Source organism: Streptomyces botrytidirepellens, assembly GCF_003721215.1.
Taxonomy (GTDB): domain Bacteria; phylum Actinomycetota; class Actinomycetes; order Streptomycetales; family Streptomycetaceae; genus Streptomyces; species Streptomyces himastatinicus.
This window is the reverse complement of sequence record NZ_RIBZ01000071.1, coordinates 18,405-39,973: the sequence shown is the minus strand read 5'-3', so window position 1 is coordinate 39,973 and position 21,569 is coordinate 18,405. Positions and strand designations below refer to the sequence as shown.

The window sequence follows — 21,569 nt, the reverse complement described above, 5'->3', positions numbered from 1 at the left end:
TTCACCGCCGCTCGGCCCAGCGCGCTGCTGGCCGACCTGCCGGAGGCTCGCGCGGCGCTCGACGCCGCGCCACGGGACGGCGAGACCGCCGGCATCGCGGGGATCGCGGGCACCGAGGGACCCGCGGCGACCGAGCTTCGGGACAGGCTGCTCGGCCTGCCCGAAACCGAGCGCTTCGGCGAACTGCTCGCCGTGGTGAGGGAGAAGAGCGCCCTGGTGCTGGGGCACACCGACGCCGGTGCCGTCGAGGCCGATCTGCCCTTCCGGGACCTCGGGTTCGACTCCCTGACCGCCGTCGACCTGCGCGACCAGCTCACCAGGGCGACCGGACTGAGCGTGGCCGCCACCGCCGTATTCGACTTCCCGACCCCGAACGAACTGGCCGACCACCTGCTGACCGCCCTGCTCGGCGAGCGGACCGTCCCGGCCGTCCCGGTCGCCCCGGCGGCGCCGTCCGCCCGTACGGCCGACGACCCGATCGCGATCGTCGGCATGAGCTGCCGCTTCCCCGGCGGCGTGCGGTCGCCGGAAGACCTCTGGGAACTCGTCCTGGCCGGCACCGACGCCGTCGGTGACATGCCGGTGGACCGAGGCTGGGACTTCGACGCCCTTCTCAGCGGCGACACGGGGGGCAACGGCGGAAGCGTCACCCGCAGCGGCGGCTTCCTCCACGACGCGGCCGACTTCGACCCCGGCTTCTTCGGGATCTCTCCGCACGAGGCCCTGGTGATGGACCCGCAGCAGCGCCTCGTACTCGAATCGGCCTGGGAAGCCCTGGAGCGGGCGGGGATCGACCCGGCCGCGCTGCGCGGGACCGACGCCGGGGCGTACGTCGGCGGCGGCAGCGGTGACTACCGCCTGCCCGAGCACCTCGGCCGGTGGGAGACCGCGCAGTCGGCGAGCCTCCTCTCCGGCAGGCTGGCGTACACCTTCGGGCTCCAGGGCCCCACCGTCTCGGTGGACACCGCCTGCTCGTCGTCGCTGGTCGCCCTCCACCTGGCCGCGCAGGCGCTGCGGTCGGGGGAGTGCTCGGTGGCCTTGGCCGGCGGCGTGACTGTGATGGCGACCCCAGTCGGATTCGTGGAGTTCAGCGCACAGGGCGCGCTCTCGCCGGACGGCCGCTGCAAGGCGTTCTCCGAGGACGCCGACGGTACGGGCTGGGCCGAGGGCGTGGGCATGCTGGTGATCGAACGCCTCTCGGACGCGCGCCGCAGCGGTCACCCCGTGCTCGCCGTACTCCGCGGCTCGGCGATCAACCAGGACGGTGCGTCCAACGGCCTCACCGCGCCGAACGGGCCGTCGCAGCAGCGGGTGATCCAGCGCGCGCTGGCCGACGCCCAACTCTCGCCCGCCGACATCGACGCGGTGGAGGCGCACGGCACGGGCACCACGCTGGGCGATCCGATCGAGGCGCAGGCGCTGCTGGCAACCTACGGGCAGGACCGGACGAGTCCGCTGCTGCTCGGCTCCCTGAAGTCCAACATCGGGCACACCCAGGCCGCCTCGGGTGCGGCGGGGGTGATCAAGATGGTGCAGGCGATGCGGCACGGTCTGCTGCCGAAGACCCTGCACGCGGACACGCCTTCGTCCCATGTGGACTGGAGCGCCGGTGCGGTCCGGCTGCTGACCGAACCGGCCCAGTGGCCGGACTCCGGCCGCCCGCGCCGGGTGGGCATCTCCTCGTTCGGCGCCAGCGGGACGAACGCGCACGTGATCCTGGAGCAGGCACCGCCGACCGAGGAACCCGCGCGACGGTCTCCCGTCGAGGGTGAGACCGTTCCGGTCCTGTTGTCCGCCAGGACGCCGGACGCCTTGCGGGCGCAGGCACGACGCCTGCTCGCCCACGCAGACGCGCGGCCCGGGCTCGAGTTCGCCGACGTGGCGTACTCGCTGGCCACCACCCGCTCGCTGTTCGAGCACCGGGCCGCGCTGCTGGCCACCGACCGAAGCGAGCTGCTGGCCGCACTGGCCGCCCTCGCCGACGGCGAAGACGGCCCGCACATCCTCCGCGCGGACGCGCCACGCCCCGGGAAGCTGGCGTTCCTGTTCTCGGGGCAGGGGAGTCAGCGGCTGGGTATGGGGCGGGAGTTGTACGGGCGTTTCCCGGTGTTCGCGGAGGCGCTGGATGCCGTATTGGCGCACTTCGATCCGTCGCTGCGTGAGGTGGTGTGGGGCGGTCAGCCGGAGGTGCTGGATCGGACGGGGTTTGCGCAGCCTGCGTTGTTCGCGGTGGAGGTGGCGCTGTTCCGGTTGGTCGAGTCGTGGGGTGTGGTGCCGGATTATGTGGCTGGGCATTCGATCGGTGAGGTCGCGGCGGCGCATGTGGCGGGGGTGTTCTCGCTGGAGGATGCGTGCCGTCTGGTGGCGGCTCGGGCGCGGTTGATGGATGGGTTGCCGTCCGGTGGGGCGATGGTGGCGGTCGAGGCGGCCGAGGATGAGGTGGCGCCGCTGTTGACCGATGGGGTGTCGGTGGCGGCGGTGAACGGGCCGTCCTCGGTGGTGGTGTCCGGTGAGGAGGATGCCGTCCTGGCGATCGGGGCCCGCTTGGAGGGTGAGGGGCGCAGGACGAGCCGTTTGCGTGTCTCGCACGCGTTCCACTCGCCGTTGATGGATCCGATGCTGGAGGAGTTCCGCCGGGTGGTGGAGGGCCTGGAGTTCGGTGAGCCGCGGCTGGCGGTGGTGTCGAACCTGACCGGCACGGTCACCACCGCCGGTGAGCTGTGCTCGCCGGAGTACTGGGTGCGGCACGTCCGGGAGACGGTCCGCTTCGCCGACGGCATCCGGGCCCTGGCGGACCGGGAGGTCACGGCGCTACTGGAACTCGGCCCGGGCAACGTACTGCTGGGCATGGCCCGCACCACCCTGCCCGACGACGCTGCCGCGGTGCCGACGCTGCACCCGGAGCGGCCGGAGCAGGCGTCCGTCGCGGCGGCCCTGGCCCGCCTGCGGCTGCGCGGTGTCACCGTCGACTGGGAGTCGTACTTCGCGGGCGCCGCGCGGCAGGTCGACCTGCCGACCTATGCCTTCCAGCACGAACGGTTCTGGCCGGACGCCACGCCCGCGCCCGCGACCCGTACGAGCGAACGGGACGGGGCAGGCCAGGCGGACGACGCCTTCTGGTCCGCCGTCGAGGGAGCGGACTTCGCCTCGCTCGGAGCGGCGCTGAACGTCGAGGACGACGCGCTGTCGCGGGTGCTGCCCGCGCTGCTGGACTGGCGCAGGCAGCGCCAGGAAGAGTCCACGCTGGACGGCTGGCGCCACCGCATCGTCTGGAAGCCGGTCTCCGGTGCTCCCGCCGACACCCCGAAGGGGACGTGGCTCGCCGTCCTCCCCGTCGCGTACGCCGACGACCCGTGGGCCACCGCCGCCCTGGACGCGCTGGGCACCGATGTGGTGCGCGTGCCGGTCACGGCGTACGACCGCCAGAAGCTGGCGGCCCGCCTCCGCGACCACGCCGACGCCCATTCCGGTGCCTACGCCGGTGTGCTCTCCCTGCTGGCACTGGACGAAGCGGATTCCGGCACCGGTGCCCCGTCCGGCACGGTCGGCACCGCCACGCTCGTGCAAGCGCTGAGCGACGCCGGGATCACCGCCCCGCTGTGGTGCGTGACGCGCGGTGCGGTGTCGGTCGGGCGCTCGGACACGGTGACCGGGCCCGTGCAGGCGGCCGTCTGGGGCCTGGGCCGGGTCGTCGCGCTGGAGTACCCGGACCGCTGGGGTGGTCTGATCGACCTCCCGGGCGAACTCGACGAGCGGGCGGCCGCCGCATTCGCCGCCGTGCTGGCCGGATGGGACGGCGAGGATCAGGTAGCGGTCCGCAAGAGCGCGGTATTCGGCCGCAGGCTGATCCCGTCCCCCGCCGACCGGTCCACCGAACGGCCCGACCGGCACGGCGCCGCGCCTGCCGGTGCGGGGGCCTGGGAGCCGACCGGAACGGTCCTGATCACCGGTGGCACCGGTGCGCTCGGCGGACAGGTCGCCCGGTGTCTCGCCCGCGCGGGCGCGCCGCATCTGTTGCTCGCCGGGCGACGGGGCTCCCAGGCGCCGGGAATCGGCGCGTTGCGCGACGAGCTGGCCGCACTCGGGACGCGGGTCACCGTCGCCGCGTGCGATGTCGCCGACCGGGCGCAGCTGACCGCGCTGCTGGAGGGCGTTCCGGCCGAACACCCCCTGACCGGGGTGGTGCACACCGCCGGTGTGCTGGACGACGGCGTGCTCGACCGGTTGACCCCGGAGCGGTTCGGGGACGTGTTCCGGTCCAAGGTCACCTCCGCGTTTCTGCTCGACGAGCTGACACGCGGGGCGGACCTGTCGGTGTTCGCGCTGTTCTCCTCCGCGTCCGCCGTCGTGGGCAACCCCGGTCAGGCGAACTACGCGGCGGCGAACGCCGTGCTGGACGCCCTGGCCGAGCAGCGGCGGGCGCATGGCCTGCCCGCGACCTCGATCGCCTGGGGTGCCTGGGGCGGTGGCGGCACGGCGGGGAAGGCCGAGGCCGAAGAGGCGGCCCGCCGGGCGGGGGTCCACGCGATGGACCCGCAGCTGGCGAGCGAGGCGCTGCGCCGGCTGGTGACGGAAGCGGAACCCACCGCGCTGGTCGCCGAGATCGCCCCGGAACGGTTCGCCCAGGCGTACGGCGGGGCCCGGCCGAGCGCGTTGCTCCGCGAACTGCCCGGCTACCAGGAGCTGGTGGCCGCACGCGGCGAACCGGCGGACTCCGCGGGCGACGTGCTGCGGGAGCGGCTGGTGAGGCTCCCCGCGGGCAGGCGCCTGGAGGCCGTGCTCGACCTGGTCCGCACCCGGTCCGCGTACGTACTCGGCTACCGCACCGCGGACGCGGTCGGCGCCGAGCGGCCGTTCCGGGACCTGGGGGTGGATTCCCTCGGCGCCGTCGAACTGCGCAACCAGCTCGGCGCCGCGACCGGCCTGAGCCTGGCGGCGACGCTGGTGTTCGACTACCCGACGCCCCTGGCGCTGGCCGAGCACATCGCCGGACGGCTGGCGCCCGACGGCTCCGGGGCCGGGGCCGGGGCCCCGGCCGCCGAGGCCGCCGAATCGGCCCAGGACGCGGAGATCCGGTCGGTGCTCGCCTCGGTGCCCATCGGCCGACTCCGCGAGATCGGTCTGCTGGAGCCGCTGCTCCAGCTGGCGGGCGACGGGACCGGGACCGGGGCCCCCGCATCGGACGCCGAACCGGACGAGGAGTCCATCGACGCGATGGCACTGGAGGACCTGGTACGAGCCGCCCTCCAAGGACAACCCGACGGTGAGTCACGCCGAGGACCCGACGACGGCACGTTCCCCGACGACGAGTCACCCGAACGACGGAGGCAGTCATGAGCACGTCCGGCGAGCAGGTCGCCCAGGCACTGCGCGCGGCGATGAAGGAGACCGAGCGCCTCCGGCGGCAGAACCGCCATCTGGTCGCCGCGGCCACCGAACCGGTCGCCGTCGTCGGCATGGGCTGCCGCTACCCCGGCGGCGTGCGCTCCCCGGAGGACCTGTGGCGGCTGGTGGCGGCCGGCACCGACGCGATCTCCGGATTTCCCGCCGACCGTGGCTGGAACCTGAGCGCCCTGCGCGGCGGCCAGGTCGACGAGCGCGGCAACGAGATCAGCCGTCAGGGCGGATTCCTCGACTGCGCCACGGAGTTCGACCCCGGCTTCTTCGGGATCTCGCCGCGTGAGGCGCTGCGGATGGATCCGCAGCAGCGGCTGCTGCTGGAGACCTCGTGGGAGGCGATCGAACGGGCGGGCATCGACGCCAACCGCCTGCGCTCCAGCCGGACCGGCGTGTTCATGGGAACGAACGGCCAGGACTACGCGTACCTGATGGTGCGCTCGCTGGACGACGCGACCGGCGAGGTCGGCACCGGGATCGCGGCGAGCGCGATGTCCGGGCGGCTGTCGTACACCCTGGGGCTGGAGGGGCCCGCGCTGACCGTCGACACGGCGTGCTCGTCCTCGCTGGTCGCCCTGCACCTCGCCACGCAGGCGCTGCGCGGCGGCGAGTGCTCGCTGGCGCTCGTCGGCGGGGTCAACGTGATGTCCACGCCGGGGCCGCTCATCGAGTTCAGCCGTCAGGGCGGCCTCGCCCGTGACGGGCGGTGCAAGGCGTTCGCCGACTCCGCCGACGGCACCGGCTGGTCCGAGGGCGTCGGCGTGCTGGTGCTGGAGAAGCTGTCCGACGCGCGGCGCAACGGGCATCCGGTGCTCGCCGTGGTGCGTGGCAGCGCGGTCAACCAGGACGGCGCGTCGAACGGGTTCACCGCGCCCAACGGCCCGGCGCAGCGGCGCGTCATCCGGCAGGCGCTGGCCGCCGCCGGACTCGCCCCGGCCGACGTGGACGTGGTGGAGGCGCACGGCACCGGCACGCCGCTGGGCGACCCGATCGAGGCGCAGAGCCTCCTGGAGACCTACGGCCAGGAACGGGATACGCCACTGCTGCTGGGGTCGGTCAAGTCGAACCTCGGGCACGCCCAGGCCGCGGCCGGGGTCGCCGGGGTGATCAAGACGGTCATGGCGATGCGTCACGGCACCGTGCCGAAGACCCTCCACGCCGACACACCGTCATCTCGTGTGGACTGGTCTGCCGGAGCGGTGGACCTGTTGCGGGAGTCGCGCGCGTGGCCGGACACCGGCCGCCCCCGGCGCGCGGGCGTGTCGTCGTTCGGGGTGAGCGGCACCAACGCGCACGTCATCCTCGAACAGGCGCCGGACACCCCCGCCGAGGAGACCTCCGGGGCCCCCGGGACCTCCACGACGGCGGAGTGGCGGCCGACCGCGCTGCCCTGGGTGCTGTCCGGAGCCACCGAGGCCGCCCTGCGGGACCAGGTCACCGCCGCGCTCTCCCTACTGGACGAGGAACCCGGACCGCGCCCGCTCGACGTGGCGTTCTCCCTGGCGACGTCCCGGACGAGTCTCGAACACCGGGTGGCCGTCGTCGCGGACGGCCGCGAAGCGCTCCGGGACGGGCTGGTGGCCTGGGCCGAGAACGGCACGGCGCCCTCCGTGGTGGACGGCACCGTCCCCGACCGCACGAAGCTGGCCATGCTGTTCTCCGGTCAGGGGGCGCAGCGGCTCGGCATGGGGCGGGAACTGTACGACCGGTTCCCGGCGTTCGCCGAGGCGCTGGACGCCGTCCGGGCCGCACTCGATCCGGGTCTGGACCGCCCGCTGCGCGATGTCATGTGGGGCGGACACGCCGACGAACTCGACCGGACCGGATACGCCCAGCCCGCGCTGTTCGCCATCGAGGTGGCGCTGTTCCGGCTGCTCGAATCGTGGGGCGTGCGGCCTGATGCCGTCGCCGGGCACTCCATCGGTGAGGTCGCGGCCGCGCACGTCGCCGGTGTGCTGTCGCTGACCGACGCGTGCACGCTGGTGAACGCGCGGGCGCGGCTCATGGACGACCTGCCCGCCGGCGGGGCGATGGTCGCGGTACGGGCCACCGAGGACGACATCACGCCCCTGCTGACCGAGCGGGTGTCGGTCGCCGCGGTGAACGGGCCGTCCTCGGTGGTCGTGTCCGGCGACGAGGAGGCCGTACTGGAGATCGCGGCGCGGCTGGAGGCGCGGGGCCGCCGTACCAGCCGGCTGCGGGTGTCGCACGGCTTCCACTCACCGCTGATGGACCCGATGCTCGCTGCCTTCCGTCAGGCCCTCGCCGGGCTGGAGTTCCACGAGCCGCGGATCGCGGTGGTGTCGAACCTGACCGGCCGGCCGGCCGACGCGGGTGAACTGTGCTCACCGGAGTACTGGGTTCGGCACGTACGGGAGACCGTGCGCTTCGCCGACGGGGTACGGGCGCTGGCCGACGCCGGTGCCCACGTGTTCGCGGAGCTCGGGCCCGACGGGGTGCTCTCGGCGGCGGCCCGCGAGTCGGTGCCGGAGGAGACCGCGGTGCTTCCCCTGCTCCGCAGGGACCGCGGTGAAGAGGCCGCGCTGGTGACCGGGGTCGCAGGGCTGCACGTGGGCGGGGTCGCGGTGGACTGGGCGGCGTTCTTCGCGGGCACCGGGGCCCGCCGGGTCGACTTGCCGACGTACGCCTTCCAGCACGAGCGGTTCTGGCCCTCGGGGACCGACCTGTCCACGGACCTGTCCGGGACGGGGCTGGAGCCCACCGGCCACCCGCTGCTCGGCGCGGTGATGGTCGTGGCCGGTGCGGACGAACTGACGCTGACCGGCGTGCTGTCCCCGGAGGCGCAGCCCTGGCTCGCCGACCACGGGGTCGGCGGTGTGATCCTGTTCCCGGGCACCGGGTTCCTGGAGCTGGCCGTCCGGGCCGGCGACCAGGCGGGCTGCGACCGGGTCGAGGAACTCACCATGGTCGTACCGCTCGCACTGGCCGAGGACGGCGGGACCCAGGTCCAGGCGCGGGTGGGCGAACCCGACGACGAGGGCCGCCGGGAAATACGGTTCTTCGCGCGCCCCGCGGAGGCGCCCGAAACCGACTGGACGCTGCATGCCGTCGGACGGCTCGCCCCGGGCGAGCGGGTGGCCGAATTCGACGCCACGCGGTGGCCGCCGCCCGGCGCGAGAGCCATGGACATCGACGGGTTCTACGACCGGTACGCGGCATCCGGCCTGGACTTGGGGCCGACGTTCCGCTGCCTGCGGGCGGCCTGGCGCCGGGGCGACGAACTCTTCGCCGAGGTGGCCCTGCCGCAGACCGCGCGTGACGCCGGGGATTTCGGCATCCACCCCGGACTGCTGGACTCGGTGCTGCACGTCGCGGCGGACTCCGGCGACGGCGAGCAGTTGGTGCCCTTCGAGTGGACCGGGGTCTCGCTGCACGCCTCCGGCGCCGACGTGCTGCGGGCCAGGGTGCTCAGGACCGGCTCCGACACCGTCGTGGTCGCCGCGGCCGACGTACACGGCGCGCCCGTGATCTCGGTGGACTCGCTGCTCCTGCGGGCGCCGTCGGCCGCGCCCGCCACCACGCCCGCGGGCCCGGACCCGGCCGACTCGCTGTTCCGCCTGGACTGGGTTCCGCAGACCCCTCCGGACGCCGTGGACGGGACCTGGGCCGTGATCGGCGCGGACGACGTCGGACTGGGCGCGGCGCTGGACTCGACGGGTACCGTCCGCCAAGGTGCGCCGTCCCTGGCCGAGGTGGCCGAGGTGCCGCAGGTCGTGGCCGTAACGCTGGCGGGGGGCTGCGGTCCCGAGGCCGTGCACGCGCTGACGTGCCGTGTGCTGGGCCTGATCCAGGATTGGCTCGCCGAGGAACGCTTCACCCGCTCCCGCCTGGTGTTCGTGACACGGGGTGCGATCGCGCCGGACGGCGAGGACGTCACCGACCCGGCCGCCGCGGCGGTGTGGGGCCTGGTGCGGTCCGCGCAGTCGGAGAACCCGGGCCGGTTCCTGCTGGTGGACCTCGACGACGCGGCGGCGGCAGGCCCCGTACTGCCGGGCGTGCCCGGGTTGCTGGACCTCGACGAGCCGCAGGCGCTGATCCGGGCCGGGCGGCTGCGGGTCGGCCGGCTGGCGCGCGTGGCGTCGGGCGGCGGGCTGGTGCCGCCGGCGAACCGGCCGTGGCGACTGGACAGCCACGCGAAGGGCAGCCTCGACGCGCTGGCCCTGACGGAGTGCCCCGAGGTTCTCGAGCCGCTGACCGGGCGCCAGGTGCGGGTGGCCGTGCGGGCCGCCGGGATCAACTTCCGCGACGTACTGAACGCCCTGGGCATGTACCCCGGCGAGGCCGGGCTGTTCGGCTCCGAGGCGGCGGGCGTGGTCGCGGCGGTCGGCCCGGAGGCGACCGGCCTGCGGCCCGGCGACCGGGTGCTGGGCATGGTGTCCGGTGGGTTCGGCCCGACCGTCGTGGTGGACGAGCGGCAGCTGACGGCCGTGCCCGAGGACTGGTCGTGGGAGACGGCCGGCTCGGTCCCGCTCGTGTTCCTCACGGCGTACCACGCGCTGGTGGACCTCGCCGCGATACGGCCGGGCGACAAGGTGCTCGTGCACGCGGGCGCGGGCGGCGTCGGCATGGCGGCGATCCAGCTGGCGCGCCATCTCGGCGCGGAGGTGTTCGCCACCGCGAGCGAAGGCAAATGGGACACCCTGCGTGAACTGGGCGTCGCCGAGAACCACATCGCCTCCTCCCGCACCACCGGCTTCGAGGCGGCCTTCGCCGCCGTCGCGGGTGACGGCGGGATCGACGTCGTACTCAACGCGCTGTCCGGTGAGTTCGTGGACGCGTCGCTGCGATTGCTCGGCCCCGGCGGCCGGTTCCTCGAGATGGGCAAGACCGACGTACGGGACCCCGACAAAGTGCCGGAGGGCGTGTGTTATCACGCCTTCGACCTGGGCTGGGTCGCCCCCGACGGCATCCAGCGGATGCTCGCCGCGCTCATGGAGCTGTTCGGCGCGGGCGCGCTGAAGCCGCTGCCCGTACGTGCCTGGGACGTGCGGCGGGCGCCGGACGCGTTCCGCCACATGAGCCTGGCGCAGCACGTCGGCAAGCTCGTCCTGACTCTGCCGCCCGCCTGGAACCCCGAAGGCACCGTCCTGATCACCGGCGGCACCGGCGGCCTGGGTGGGGAACTCGCCCGCCACCTGGTCGCCGAGCGCGGGATGCGGCACCTGGTACTGGCCGGGCGCCGCGGGCCGGACGCGCCCGGCGCGCACGACCTGCGCGCCGAACTGACCGCGTACGGCGCCGAGGTCTCCGTGGTCGCCTGCGATGTCGCCGACCCGGACGCCGTACGGGCACTGGTGGCCGCGATCCCCGGCGAACATCCGCTGACCGCGGTGGTGCACACGGCGGGTGTGCTCGACGACGGCGTCGTCGGCTCGCTCACCCCGCGGCGGCTCAGCACCGTACTGCGGCCCAAGGTGGACGCGGCCTGGCATCTGCATGAGGCGACGAAGGACATCGGGCTCGCCGCCTTCGTCCTGTACTCCTCGACCGCCGGTGTGATGGGCGCCCCGGGACAGGCGAATTACGCGGCGGGCAACGCGTTCCTGGACGCCCTCGCGCACCACCGCAGGGCCGCCGGGCTGCCCGCCGTGTCGCTGGCCTGGCCCGCGTGGGAGCAGGGCGTCGGCATGACCAGCGGCCTGGAAGACCGGGACCTGCGCCGCGCCGGCGCCCTCGGCCTGCCGCTGCTCTCGACGGCGCGCGGACTGGCCCTGTTCGACGCCGCCACCGTCGGCGACGACGCGCTGGTGGTCCCGCTGCCGGTCACCGGGGGCACGGGTGGGGGAGCACTCCCCGCGCGGGCAGCGGTCCCGGCGCTGCTCCGCGGACTGGTCCGCACCGGCCGCCGGGCCGCGACCAGCGGCGGAGGCGGAGCGTCGCGGGCTGCCCTCGCCGAGCACCTGCGCGGGCTGCGGCCCGAGGAGCGGGCGCGCCATCTGGTGAACCTGGTGCGCGACGAAGCCGCGCGCGTGCTCGGACACACGTCGCCGGACTCCGGCCCGGGCGGCTCGGCCGTTTCCGCGGACAAGGACTTCCGTCGGCTGGGGATCGACTCGCTGACCGCGATCGAGCTGCGCAACCGGCTGTCCTCGGTCACCGGGCTCACCCTGCCCGCGACACTGGTCTTCGACTACCCCACGCCGCGTGGGCTCGCCGGGTTCCTGCTGGGGGAACTGGTGGAGGAAGGCCAGGACGCGGACGCCCCGGGCTCGCTGACGCCGGTCGCGGTGGCCGATGACCCCATGGTCATCGTCGGAATGAGCTGCCGGTTCCCGGGCGGGCTGGAGTCGCCGGAGGATCTGTGGCGGTTCGTCGAATCGGGCGGCGACGCCATCTCCGGCTTCCCCGAGGACCGGGGCTGGGAAGGGAACGCGGAGGGCGACGGCGCCGCGGGCGGGTTCCTGCGCGGCGCGGCCGACTTCGACGCGGGCTTCTTCGGGATCAGCCCGCGTGAGGCGCTGGCCATGGATCCGCAGCAGCGGCTGCTGCTCGAAGTGTCCTGGGAGGCCGTCGAGCGGGCGGGCATCGATCCGGTGGCGCTGCGGGGCAGCAGGACCGGAGTGTTCGTCGGGCTCAGCGGCTACGACTACTCCACGCTGGTCATGCAGTCCTCCGCGGACGTCGAAGGCCATGCGACCACGGGCCTGTCGGGGAGTGTGGCGTCAGGTCGGCTGGCCTACGTCCTCGGGCTGGAAGGCCCGGCGGTCACGGTGGACACGGCGTGCTCGTCGTCGCTGGTGTCGCTGCACCTGGCCACGCAGGCCCTGCGTGCAGGGGAATGCTCGCTGGCCCTCGTGGGGGCGGTGATGGTCATGGCCACCCCGGTGACCTTCGCGGGATTCTCCCGGGTCGGCGGCCTGGCGCCGGACGGCCGCTGCAAGGCGTTCGCCGAGGCCGCGGACGGCACCGGCTGGTCCGAGGGCGTGGCGACGCTGGTAGTGGAACGGATGTCCGACGCGGTGCGCAACGGACACGACATCCTCGCGGTGGTGCGGTCCTCGGCGGTGAACCAGGACGGTGCCTCGAACGGTCTGAGCGCGCCCAACGGCCCCTCGCAGCAGCGGGTGATCCGCCAGGCGCTGGCCGGCGCCGGGTTGAATCCGGGGGAGGTCGATGCGGTGGAGGCGCACGGCACCGGCACCACTCTCGGCGATCCGATCGAGGCGCAGGCGCTGCTGGCGACGTACGGGCAGGACCGGGAGCACCCGCTGTACCTGGGCTCGGTGAAGTCCAACCTCGGCCACGGGCAGGCGGCGGCAGGCGCCGCCGGACTGATCAAGACGGTCATGGCGATGCGGCATGGGGTGCTGCCGAGGACGTTGCACGTGGACGAGCCGTCGTCCCATGTGGACTGGTCGGCGGGGGCCGTTGAGCTGCTGACGGAGAACGTGGCGTGGCCGGAGACGGGCCATCCGCGCCGGGTGGGAGTGTCTTCGTTCGGGATCAGTGGTACGAACGCGCATGTGATCCTGGAGCAGGGTCCCGAGCCGGTGGTGGAGGCCGGTGGGGAGCCGGAGGTCAGGCCGGTCGTGGTGCCGTGGCCTGTGTCGGCCGTGGGCGAGGCCGCGCTCGATGCGCAGGTGGAGCGGATCAGGTCTTTCGCGGATGGGCGGCTGGCGGATGGGCGGCTTCCGCTGGACGTCGGGTTCTCGCTGGTGAGGGGCCGGTCGGTGTTCGATCATCGGGCGGTGTTGCTGTCCCCGGCGGATGGTGCGGATGGTGTGGTCGAGGTGGCCCGGGGTGTGGCTGCCGAGGGTCCGCTTGCTGTGGTGTTCTCGGGGCAGGGTGCGCAGCGGATCGGGATGGGGCGGGAGTTGTATGGCCGGTTCCCGGTGTTCGCGCGGGCCTTGGATGAGGTGTTGGATGAGTTCGATCCCGCGTTGCGTGAGGTGATGTGGGGTGAGGATGTCGGGGCGCTGAATGCGACGGGTTGTGCTCAGCCTGCGCTGTTCGCGGTCGAGGTGGCCTTGTTCCGGCTGCTGGAGTCGTTCGGTGTCGTGCCGAGGTTCGTGGCGGGGCATTCGATCGGTGAGGTGGCCGCGGCGCATGTGGCGGGTGTGCTGTCCCTCGCCGACGCCTGCGCGCTGGTGTCGGCGAGGGCCCGGTTGATGCAGGCGTTGCCGGTCGGCGGGGCGATGGTGGCGGTCGCGGCGACCGAGGACGAGGTCGCGCCGTTGTTGTCCGAGCGGGTGTCGGTCGCGGCGGTGAACGGGCCGTCGTCGGTGGTGCTGTCCGGTGAGGAATCGGCGGTCGCGGAGGTCGTCGCACGGTTGGAGGGCCGTCGTAGGAGCGAGCTGGCGGTCAGCCACGCGTTCCACTCGCCGTTGATGGACCCGATGCTGGCGGAGTTCCGTAAGGTTGTCGGGGACCTCACCTTCCACGAGCCCACGATGCCGGTGGTGTCGAACCTGACCGGTGCGCTCGCGACGGCCGGTGAACTGTGCTCACCGGAGTACTGGGTACGCCACGTCCGCGAGACCGTACGGTTCGCCGACGGGATGCGGACGCTGTCCGGCGCGGGCGCGGCGGTGTTCCTCGAACTGGGCCCGGACGGTGTGCTCTCGCCGGTGATCCGCGAGTCGGTGGCCGACGGGACGACGGTCGTCCCGGTCCTGCGCAAGGACCGGGACGAGGAGACCGCAGCCGTGACCGCCCTCGCGCGCCTGCACGTGGCCGGGGTGGACGTGGACTGGAAGACCTTCTTCGCCGGGACCGGTGCGCGCCGGACCGACCTGCCGACGTACGCGTTCCAGCGCGAGCGGTTCTGGCCGGAGGCGGCCGAACCCGTGGCCGCGGGCGACGGCATCGACGCGGAGTTCTGGTCGGCGGTGGAGCGGGAGGACCTGGATTCCCTCGCGTCGAGCCTCGATGTGGACCCCGACACCCTCGGCGCCATCGTGCCCGCGCTGTCGTCCTGGCGCGGTCGGCGCCGGACGAGGTCGACGGTCGACTCCTGGCGCTACCGGGAGAAGTGGCGGCCCCTGGAGGATTCCTTCCCGGCCGTACTGCCGGGCACCTGGCTGGCGGTGCTCCCCGCCGAGGGTGACGGCTGGGCGCGTGACGTCGTGGACACGCTGGGTCCAGCCGTGATCCGCTTCGTACCGGCGGATTCCGACCGTACGGTGCTCACCGCGCGGTTGGCCGAACTCACCGCCGACGGAACCGAGTTCGCAGGAGTGGTATCACTCCTCGCCGCGTCGCCGGACGGCCTCGCGGACACGGCGGCGCTGCTGCGGGCCCTGGGCGACGCGGACATCGCGGCGCCCGTGTGGGCGGTGACCCGCGGTGCGGTGTCCGCGGATCCCGGCGGCCCGGCGATCGATCCGGGACAGGCCGCGTTCTGGGGACTCGGCCGGGTCGCTGCACTGGAGTACCCGGACCGCTGGGGCGGCCTGGTCGACGTACCGAGCGCGGAGGCACCGGGCGCGGACGCGCTGAACGCGGACGTGCTGAACGCGGACGTCGCGCGGCGGCTGATCGGCGTGCTCGCGGGATCACTCCCCGGGGCCGGTGACGAGGACCAGGTCGCGGTGCGGACCTCAGGGGTCTTCGGCCGGCGTCTGGTGCCCGCACCCGCAGGGAACGCGGCACGGCGGTGGCAGCCGACCGGCACGGTGCTGATCACCGAGGGCACCGGAACGGTGGGCGCGCACGTGGCGCGCTGGCTGGCCGGGCACGGCGCGGAACACCTGCTGCTGCTCGCCCGTCCGGGGCCGGACGCGTCCGGTGCGGCGGAGCTGGAGGCCGAACTGACCGCGCTCGGCACGCGGGTCACGATCGCGGTCTGCGACGCGACGGACCGGGCCGAACTGGAAGCGGTGCTGGCGGCGATCGGGCCGGAGTTCCCGCTGACCGGTGTCGTGCACGCGGCCGGTCACCTGGAAGAGCCCACCGCGCTCGACGGTCTGCCCGCGCGGCGTTTCGAGGACGTGTTCCGGGCCAAGGTCGAGCCCGCCCTGCTGCTGGACGAGCTGACCCGCGACCTCGACCTGTCGGTGTTCGCGCTGTTCTCCTCGGTGGCCGCCGCCGTCGGCAGCCCTGGCCGGGCGGACTACGCCGCCGGGAACGCGGTGCTGGACGCGCTCGCCGAGCGCCGCCGGGCACAGGGCCTCCCGGCGACCTCGATCGCCTGGGGCGCCTGGCGAGGGGCCGGAGCGCCGGAGGCGGCCGGATCCACCGTCCTCGATCCACGGCTCGCGATGGAGGCGATGGCCGAGCTGGTGGCCGAACCGGACGCGACCGCGGTCGTCGCCGACCTCCGGCAGCCCCAGTTGCTGAAGGCCCTGCTCAGCCTCCGTACCAGTGCCGCGTTCACCGGACTGCCCGGCGCCCGCGAGGCCGCACGGGCGGCGCGGAAAGCCCGGCTCGACGGCGAGTCCACGGTCTCGAAGCTGCGTGAGCGCCTGCTCGCCGCCCCCGCGACCGAGCGGGGTGCGGTGCTGCTGGACGTCGTACGGACCCATGCCGCCGCCGTACTCGGACACGCCGACCCGGAGGCCATCGGCNCCCATGCCGCCGCCGTACTCGGACACGCCGACCCGGAGGCCATCGGCGCGGACCGGGCGTTCCAGGACCACGGGTTCGACTCGCTGACCTCGATGGAACTGCGCAACCAACTGGCCCACGCCACCGGCCTGGCGCTGCCCGCGAGTCTGCTCTTCGACTACCCGAGGCCACGGGTGCTGGCCGAACACCTCGTCGCCGAGCTGCTGGGGCGGGGGGAGCAGGCCGATGCGCCGGTCCTCACCCCGGTTTCGCCCGGCCCCGCGGACGACCCGGTGGTGATCGTCGGCATGGCCTGCCGCTTCCCCGGCCAGGTGCGTACCCCGGAGGAGTACTGGGACCTCGTCGCGTCCGGCCGGGACGGCATCGCCGGGTTTCCCACCGATCGCGGCTGGGACCTGGAGACCCTCGCCGGGAATCAACCCGGCTCCAGCGCGACCTCCGAGGGTGGTTTTCTCTACGACGCGGCCGACTTCGATCCGGGCTTCTTCGGGATCAGCCCGCGCGAGGCGCTGGCCATGGATCCGCAGCAGCGGCTGCTGCTCGAAGTGTCCTGGGAGGCGATCGAGCGGGCGGGCATCGACCTGGCCGGCCTGCGCTCCAGCCGGACCGGGGTGTTCGTGGGCACCAACGGCCAGGACTACGTGCACCTGGTGACCCGCGCGCGCGAAGACATCGGCGGCCACATCGGCACCGGGCTGGCGGCGAGTGTGCTCTCCGGTCGGCTGTCCTACGTCTTCGGCCTGGAAGGCCCGGCGTCCACCGTCGACACGGCGTGCTCGTCGTCGCTGGTGTCCTTGCACCTGGCCGCGCAGGCCCTGCGTGCCGGGGAGTGCTCGCTGGCCCTGGCCGGTGGCGTCACCGTGATGACGACCTCCGTGAGCTTCGAGGGGTTCAGCATCCAGGGCGGGCTGGCGCCCGACGGCCGCTGCAAGCCGTTCGCCGAGGCCGCCAACGGGACCAGCTGGTCCGAGGGCGTCGGCATGCTGGTGGTCGAGCGGCAGTCCGACGCGCTGCGCAACGGGCATCACATCCTCGCCGTGTTGCGGGGCTCCGCCGTGAACCAGGACGGTGCCTCGAACGGTCTGAGCGCGCCGAACGGCCCCTCGCAGCAGCGGGTGATCCGCCAGGCGCTGGCCGGTGCCGGGTTGAATCCGGGGGAGGTCGATGCGGTGGAGGCGCACGGCACCGGCACCACTCTCGGCGATCCGATCGAGGCGCAGGCGCTGCTGGCGACGTACGGGCAGGACCGGGAGCACCCGCTGTACCTGGGCTCGGTGAAGTCCAACCTCGGCCATACGCAGGCCGCGGCGGGCGTCGCCGGTGTCATCAAGTCCGTACTGGCGATGCGGCACGGAATCCTGCCCCGCACGCTGAACGTGGATGAGCCGTCGTCCCACGTGGACTGGGCGGCCGGTTCGATCGAGCTGCTGACCCAGAATCAGGCGTGGCCGGAGACGGGCCATCCGCGCCGGGTGGGAGTGTCTTCGTTCGGGATCAGTGGTACGAACGCGCATGTGATCCTGGAGCAGGGTCCCGAGCCGGTGGTGGAGGCCGGTGGGGAGCCGGAGGTCAGGCCGGTCGTGGTGCCGTGGCCGGTGTCGGCCGTGGGCGAGGCCGCGCTCGATGCGCAGGTGGAGCGGATCAGGTCTTTCGCGGATGGGCGGCTGCCGCTGGACGTCGGGTTCTCGCTGGTGACGGGCCGGTCGGTGTTCGATCATCGGGCGGTGTTGCTGTCGTCGGCGGATGGTGCGGATGGTGTGGTCGAGGTGGCCCGGGGTGTGGCTGCCGAGGGTCCGCTTGCTGTGGTGTTCTCGGGGCAGGGTGCGCAGCGGATCGGGATGGGGCGGGAGTTGTATGGCCGGTTCCCGGTGTTCGCGCGGGCCTTGGACGGGGTGTTGGCCGAGTTCGATCCTGCGTTGCGTGAGGTGATGTGGGGTGGGGACGTCGGGGCGCTGAACGCGACGGGTTGTGCTCAGCCTGCGCTGTTCGCGGTCGAGGTGGCCTTGTTCCGGCTGCTGGAGTCGTTCGGTGTCGTGCCGAGGTTCGTGGCGGGGCATTCGATCGGTGAGGTGGCCGCGGCGCATGTGGCGGGTGTGCTGTCCCTCGCCGACGCCTGCGCGCTGGTGTCGGCGCGGGCCCGGTTGATGCAGGCGTTGCCGGTCGGCGGGGTGATGGTGGCGGTCGAGGCGACCGAGGACGAGGTGCGGTCGTTGCTGTCGGACCGGGTGTCGGTCGCGGCGGTGAACGGGCCGTCGTCGGTGGTGCTGTCCGGTGAGGAGACAGCGGTCGCGGAGGTCGTCGCACGGTTGAAGGGCCGTCGTAGGAGCGAACTGGCGGTCAGCCACGCGTTCCACTCGCCGTTGATGGACCCGATGCTGGCGGAGTTCCGTAAGGTTGTCGGGGACCTCACCTTCCACGAGCCCACGATGCCGGTGGTGTCGAACCTGACCGGTGCGCTCGCGACGGCCGGTGAGCTCTGCTCACCGGAGTACTGGGTACGCCATGTCCGCGAGACCGTACGGTTCGCCGACGGGGTACGGACCCTCTCCGAGAGCGGCGTGAAGACCTTCCTCGAACTCGGGCCCGACGGCGTGCTCTCGGCCATGATCCGGGGTTCGGCGCCGGACGGGACCACTGTCGTTCCCGCGCTGCGCAAGGACCGGGACGAGGAAGCCGCCATGGCCACCGCGCTCGCGCGCCTGCACGTCACCGGCGCCCCGGTGGACTGGCGGGTGTTCTACGCGGGCACCGGGGCGCGCCGGACCGACCTGCCGACGTACGCGTTCCAGCGCGAGCGGTTCTGGCCGACGGCGTCGCTGCGCTCCGCGGACGCGGCCGGCCTCGGCCTGGCCCCGACGGAACACCCCATGCTCGGCGCCGTGATGGCCGTCGCGGGCTCGGCGGAGGTGGTCCTCACCGGCACCCTGTCGCTCGCCCTCCACCCCTGGCTCGCCGAGTACACCGTCGATGGTGCGGTCATCCTGCCGGGCACGGCCTTCCTGGAGGCCGCGATCCGCGCGGGCGACCAGGTCGAGTGCGAGCGGGTGGCGGAACTGACCCTGGCCGAACCGCTGGTGGTGCCGGAGCGGGGCGCGGTGCGGATCCAGGCGCGGATCGGCGAACCCGACGACGCCGGGCGCCGGGAGCTGTGGTTCCACGCGCGCCCCACCGACGACCCCGACGCCGCGTGGACGCCGCACGCCCACGGGTGGCTCGAACCGGGGGAGCGGGGGGCCGGCTTCGACGCGGCACAGTGGCCGCCGGCCGGCGCGACCGGGATCGGGCTGGACGACCTCTACGACCGCTTCGCCGACGCGGGCCTGGTCTACGGGCCTTCGTTCCAGGGCCTGCGGGGGGTCTGGCGGCGCGGCAAGGACCTCTATGCCGAGGTCGCGCTGCCCGACGAGGTGCGCGACGCCGACGGCTTCGGCCTGCACCCGGCACTGCTGGACTCCGTGCTGCACGCGGCGGTGTTCACCGGCGCCGAAGAGGACGGCGAACGGCTGCTCCCGGCCGAGTGGCGCGGGGTGTCGCTGCACGCCGCGTCCGCGCGGGTGCTGCGGGCCCGGCTGACCCGCGAAGCGGACGGGCTCGTCCTGGCCGCGGCCGACGCGCAGGGCGCGCCGGTCCTCTTGGCGGACTCGGTGGTGCTGCGGCCTCCGGCGGCCCGGCCGGACGCACCGGCCGGCCCGGACCACCGGAAGTCCCTGTTCCATCTTGAGTGGGTGGAACGGCCGGAGCCCGGGACAGCCGCCGACGACTCCGCCTGGTTCGTCCTCGGGGCCGACGAGCTCGGGCTGGCCGACGCGCTCGGTCAGGACGCAACACCAGTGAAGTCCCTAGCCGAAGTGCGCGATCGTGGCGGCGCGGTGGCACCGCGGATCCTCGCGGTACCCGTCGCGGGCCCTATGGATGGCGGCCCGGAGACGGTGCACGAGGTGACGCATCGGGTGCTGGCGCTGATGCAGGAGTGCCTGGCCGAGGACCGGCTGGCCCGCACCCGCCTGGTGTTCGTCACCAGGGGAGCGGTCGCGCCGGAGGGCGAGGACGTCACCGACCTGGCCGCCGCGGCGGTGTGGGGCCTGGTGCGGTCCGCGCAGATGGAGAACCCCGGCCGGTTCCTGCTCGCCGATCTCGACGGCTCGGCCGCCTCCGCGGCCGTGCTGCCGAGCCTGCCGGGTACGGACGAGGAGCAGTTCATGGTGCGGGAAGGGACCGTTCGGGTCGCGCGCATGATGCACGCGCCCGAACCGTCCGCGCCCGCCCGGAACGGCTCCCCCTGGGGGCCGGAGGGGACGGTGCTGATCACCGGTGGCACCGGCGGCCTGGGCCGCGAGCTGGCCCGGCACCTGGTGACCGAGCGTGGGGCCCGGCATCTGGTGCTGGCGAGCCGCCGGGGCGCCGAGGCGCCGGGAGCCGCAGAGCTGCGCGAGGAGCTGACCGCCCACGGCGCGGAGGTGTCCCTCGCAGCCTGCGACTTCGCCGACCCCGTCGCCGTACGGGAACTCCTGGGCGCGGTCCCGGCCGCGCACCCGCTGACCGCGGTGGTGCACACGGCCGGTGTGCTCGACGACGGAGTGCTCGACGCGCTGACCCCGGAGCGGGTGGACACGGTGCTGCGGCCCAAGGTCGACGCCGCGTGGCATCTGCACGAGGCGACGCGGACGGCGGACCTCGCGGCGTTCGTCGTCTACTCCTCGGTGGCGGGCGTCATGGGCAGCCCCGGGCAGGCGAACTACGCCGCCGCCAACGCCTTCCTCGACGCGCTGGCCCAGCACCGCAGGCGTGCGGGGCTGGCCGCGACATCGCTGGCGTGGGGCCCCTGGGCGCAGGGCACCGGCATGACCAGCGGACTGGGCGACGCCCACATCGAGCGCATGAAACGGTCCGGAACGCCGCCGCTGACCCTGGAACAGGGCCTCGCCCTCTTCGACGCCGCCACCGGCCGCGACGAGGCGAACCTGATCGTGATGCGTACGGCGGGCAAGGCCGGTCCCAGCACGACGATGTTCGCCGGCGCCGTGCCCCCGATCCTGCGCGGCCTGGTCCGCGCCGGTCGCCGGACCGCCGCCGCCGACAACCGGGCTGCCGACCTGGCGGCGCGACTGGCGGACACCCGCGAGCACGAGCGGGTGCGCCTTCTCACCGATCTGGTACGGGGCGAGGCCGCGGCCGTACTGGGGCACGGTTCGCCGGACCAGGTAGGTGTCGAGCGGGAGTTCGACCGGCTCGGGTTCGACTCGCTCACCGCGCTCGAGCTGCGCAACCGGCTCACCGCCACGACAGGGCTGCGGATGCCCGCGACCCTGATCTTCGACTATCCGACACCGGCCGCCGTCGCCGACTTCCTGGCCACCCGCCTCGGCGAGCCCGCCCGGGAGGACGCTGGCCCCGCCCTGCCCGCCGAACTCGACCGGCTGGAATCGGCACTGTCGGCAGCGCTGTCGGCGGAAGACCTCGGCGAGGCCGCCAGGGCCGCGGCCGCGGCGCGGCTGCGGAAGATGCTCGCGCGGGTGACCGGCACCGGTACCGGCCCCGGCACCGAGACCGGCGAACAGGACGTACAGCAGCGGATCGAGGCGGCGAGTGCCGACGAGGTCCTCGCCTTCATCGACAGTGAGCTCGGCCGGCCGACGGACCACTGA

General features: G+C 73.8%; 2 protein-coding genes (1 of these 2 only partly in view). Both read left to right on the top strand.

From position 1 onward, the window contains the following. Positions 1–5,337, top strand: the 3' portion of a protein-coding gene (locus EEJ42_RS05470; RefSeq protein WP_342778246.1) for a type I polyketide synthase. 15,417 nt of this gene lie to the left of the window's left edge; only the last 5,337 of its 20,754 coding nucleotides appear in the window; the start codon falls outside the window, past its left edge; the stop codon is at positions 5,335–5,337. Next, complete coding sequence (locus EEJ42_RS52530; RefSeq protein WP_246096096.1) at positions 5,334–21,569, top strand: type I polyketide synthase; 16,236 nt, start codon at positions 5,334–5,336, stop codon at positions 21,567–21,569. The genes EEJ42_RS05470 and EEJ42_RS52530 overlap by 4 nt, the downstream gene beginning before the upstream one ends.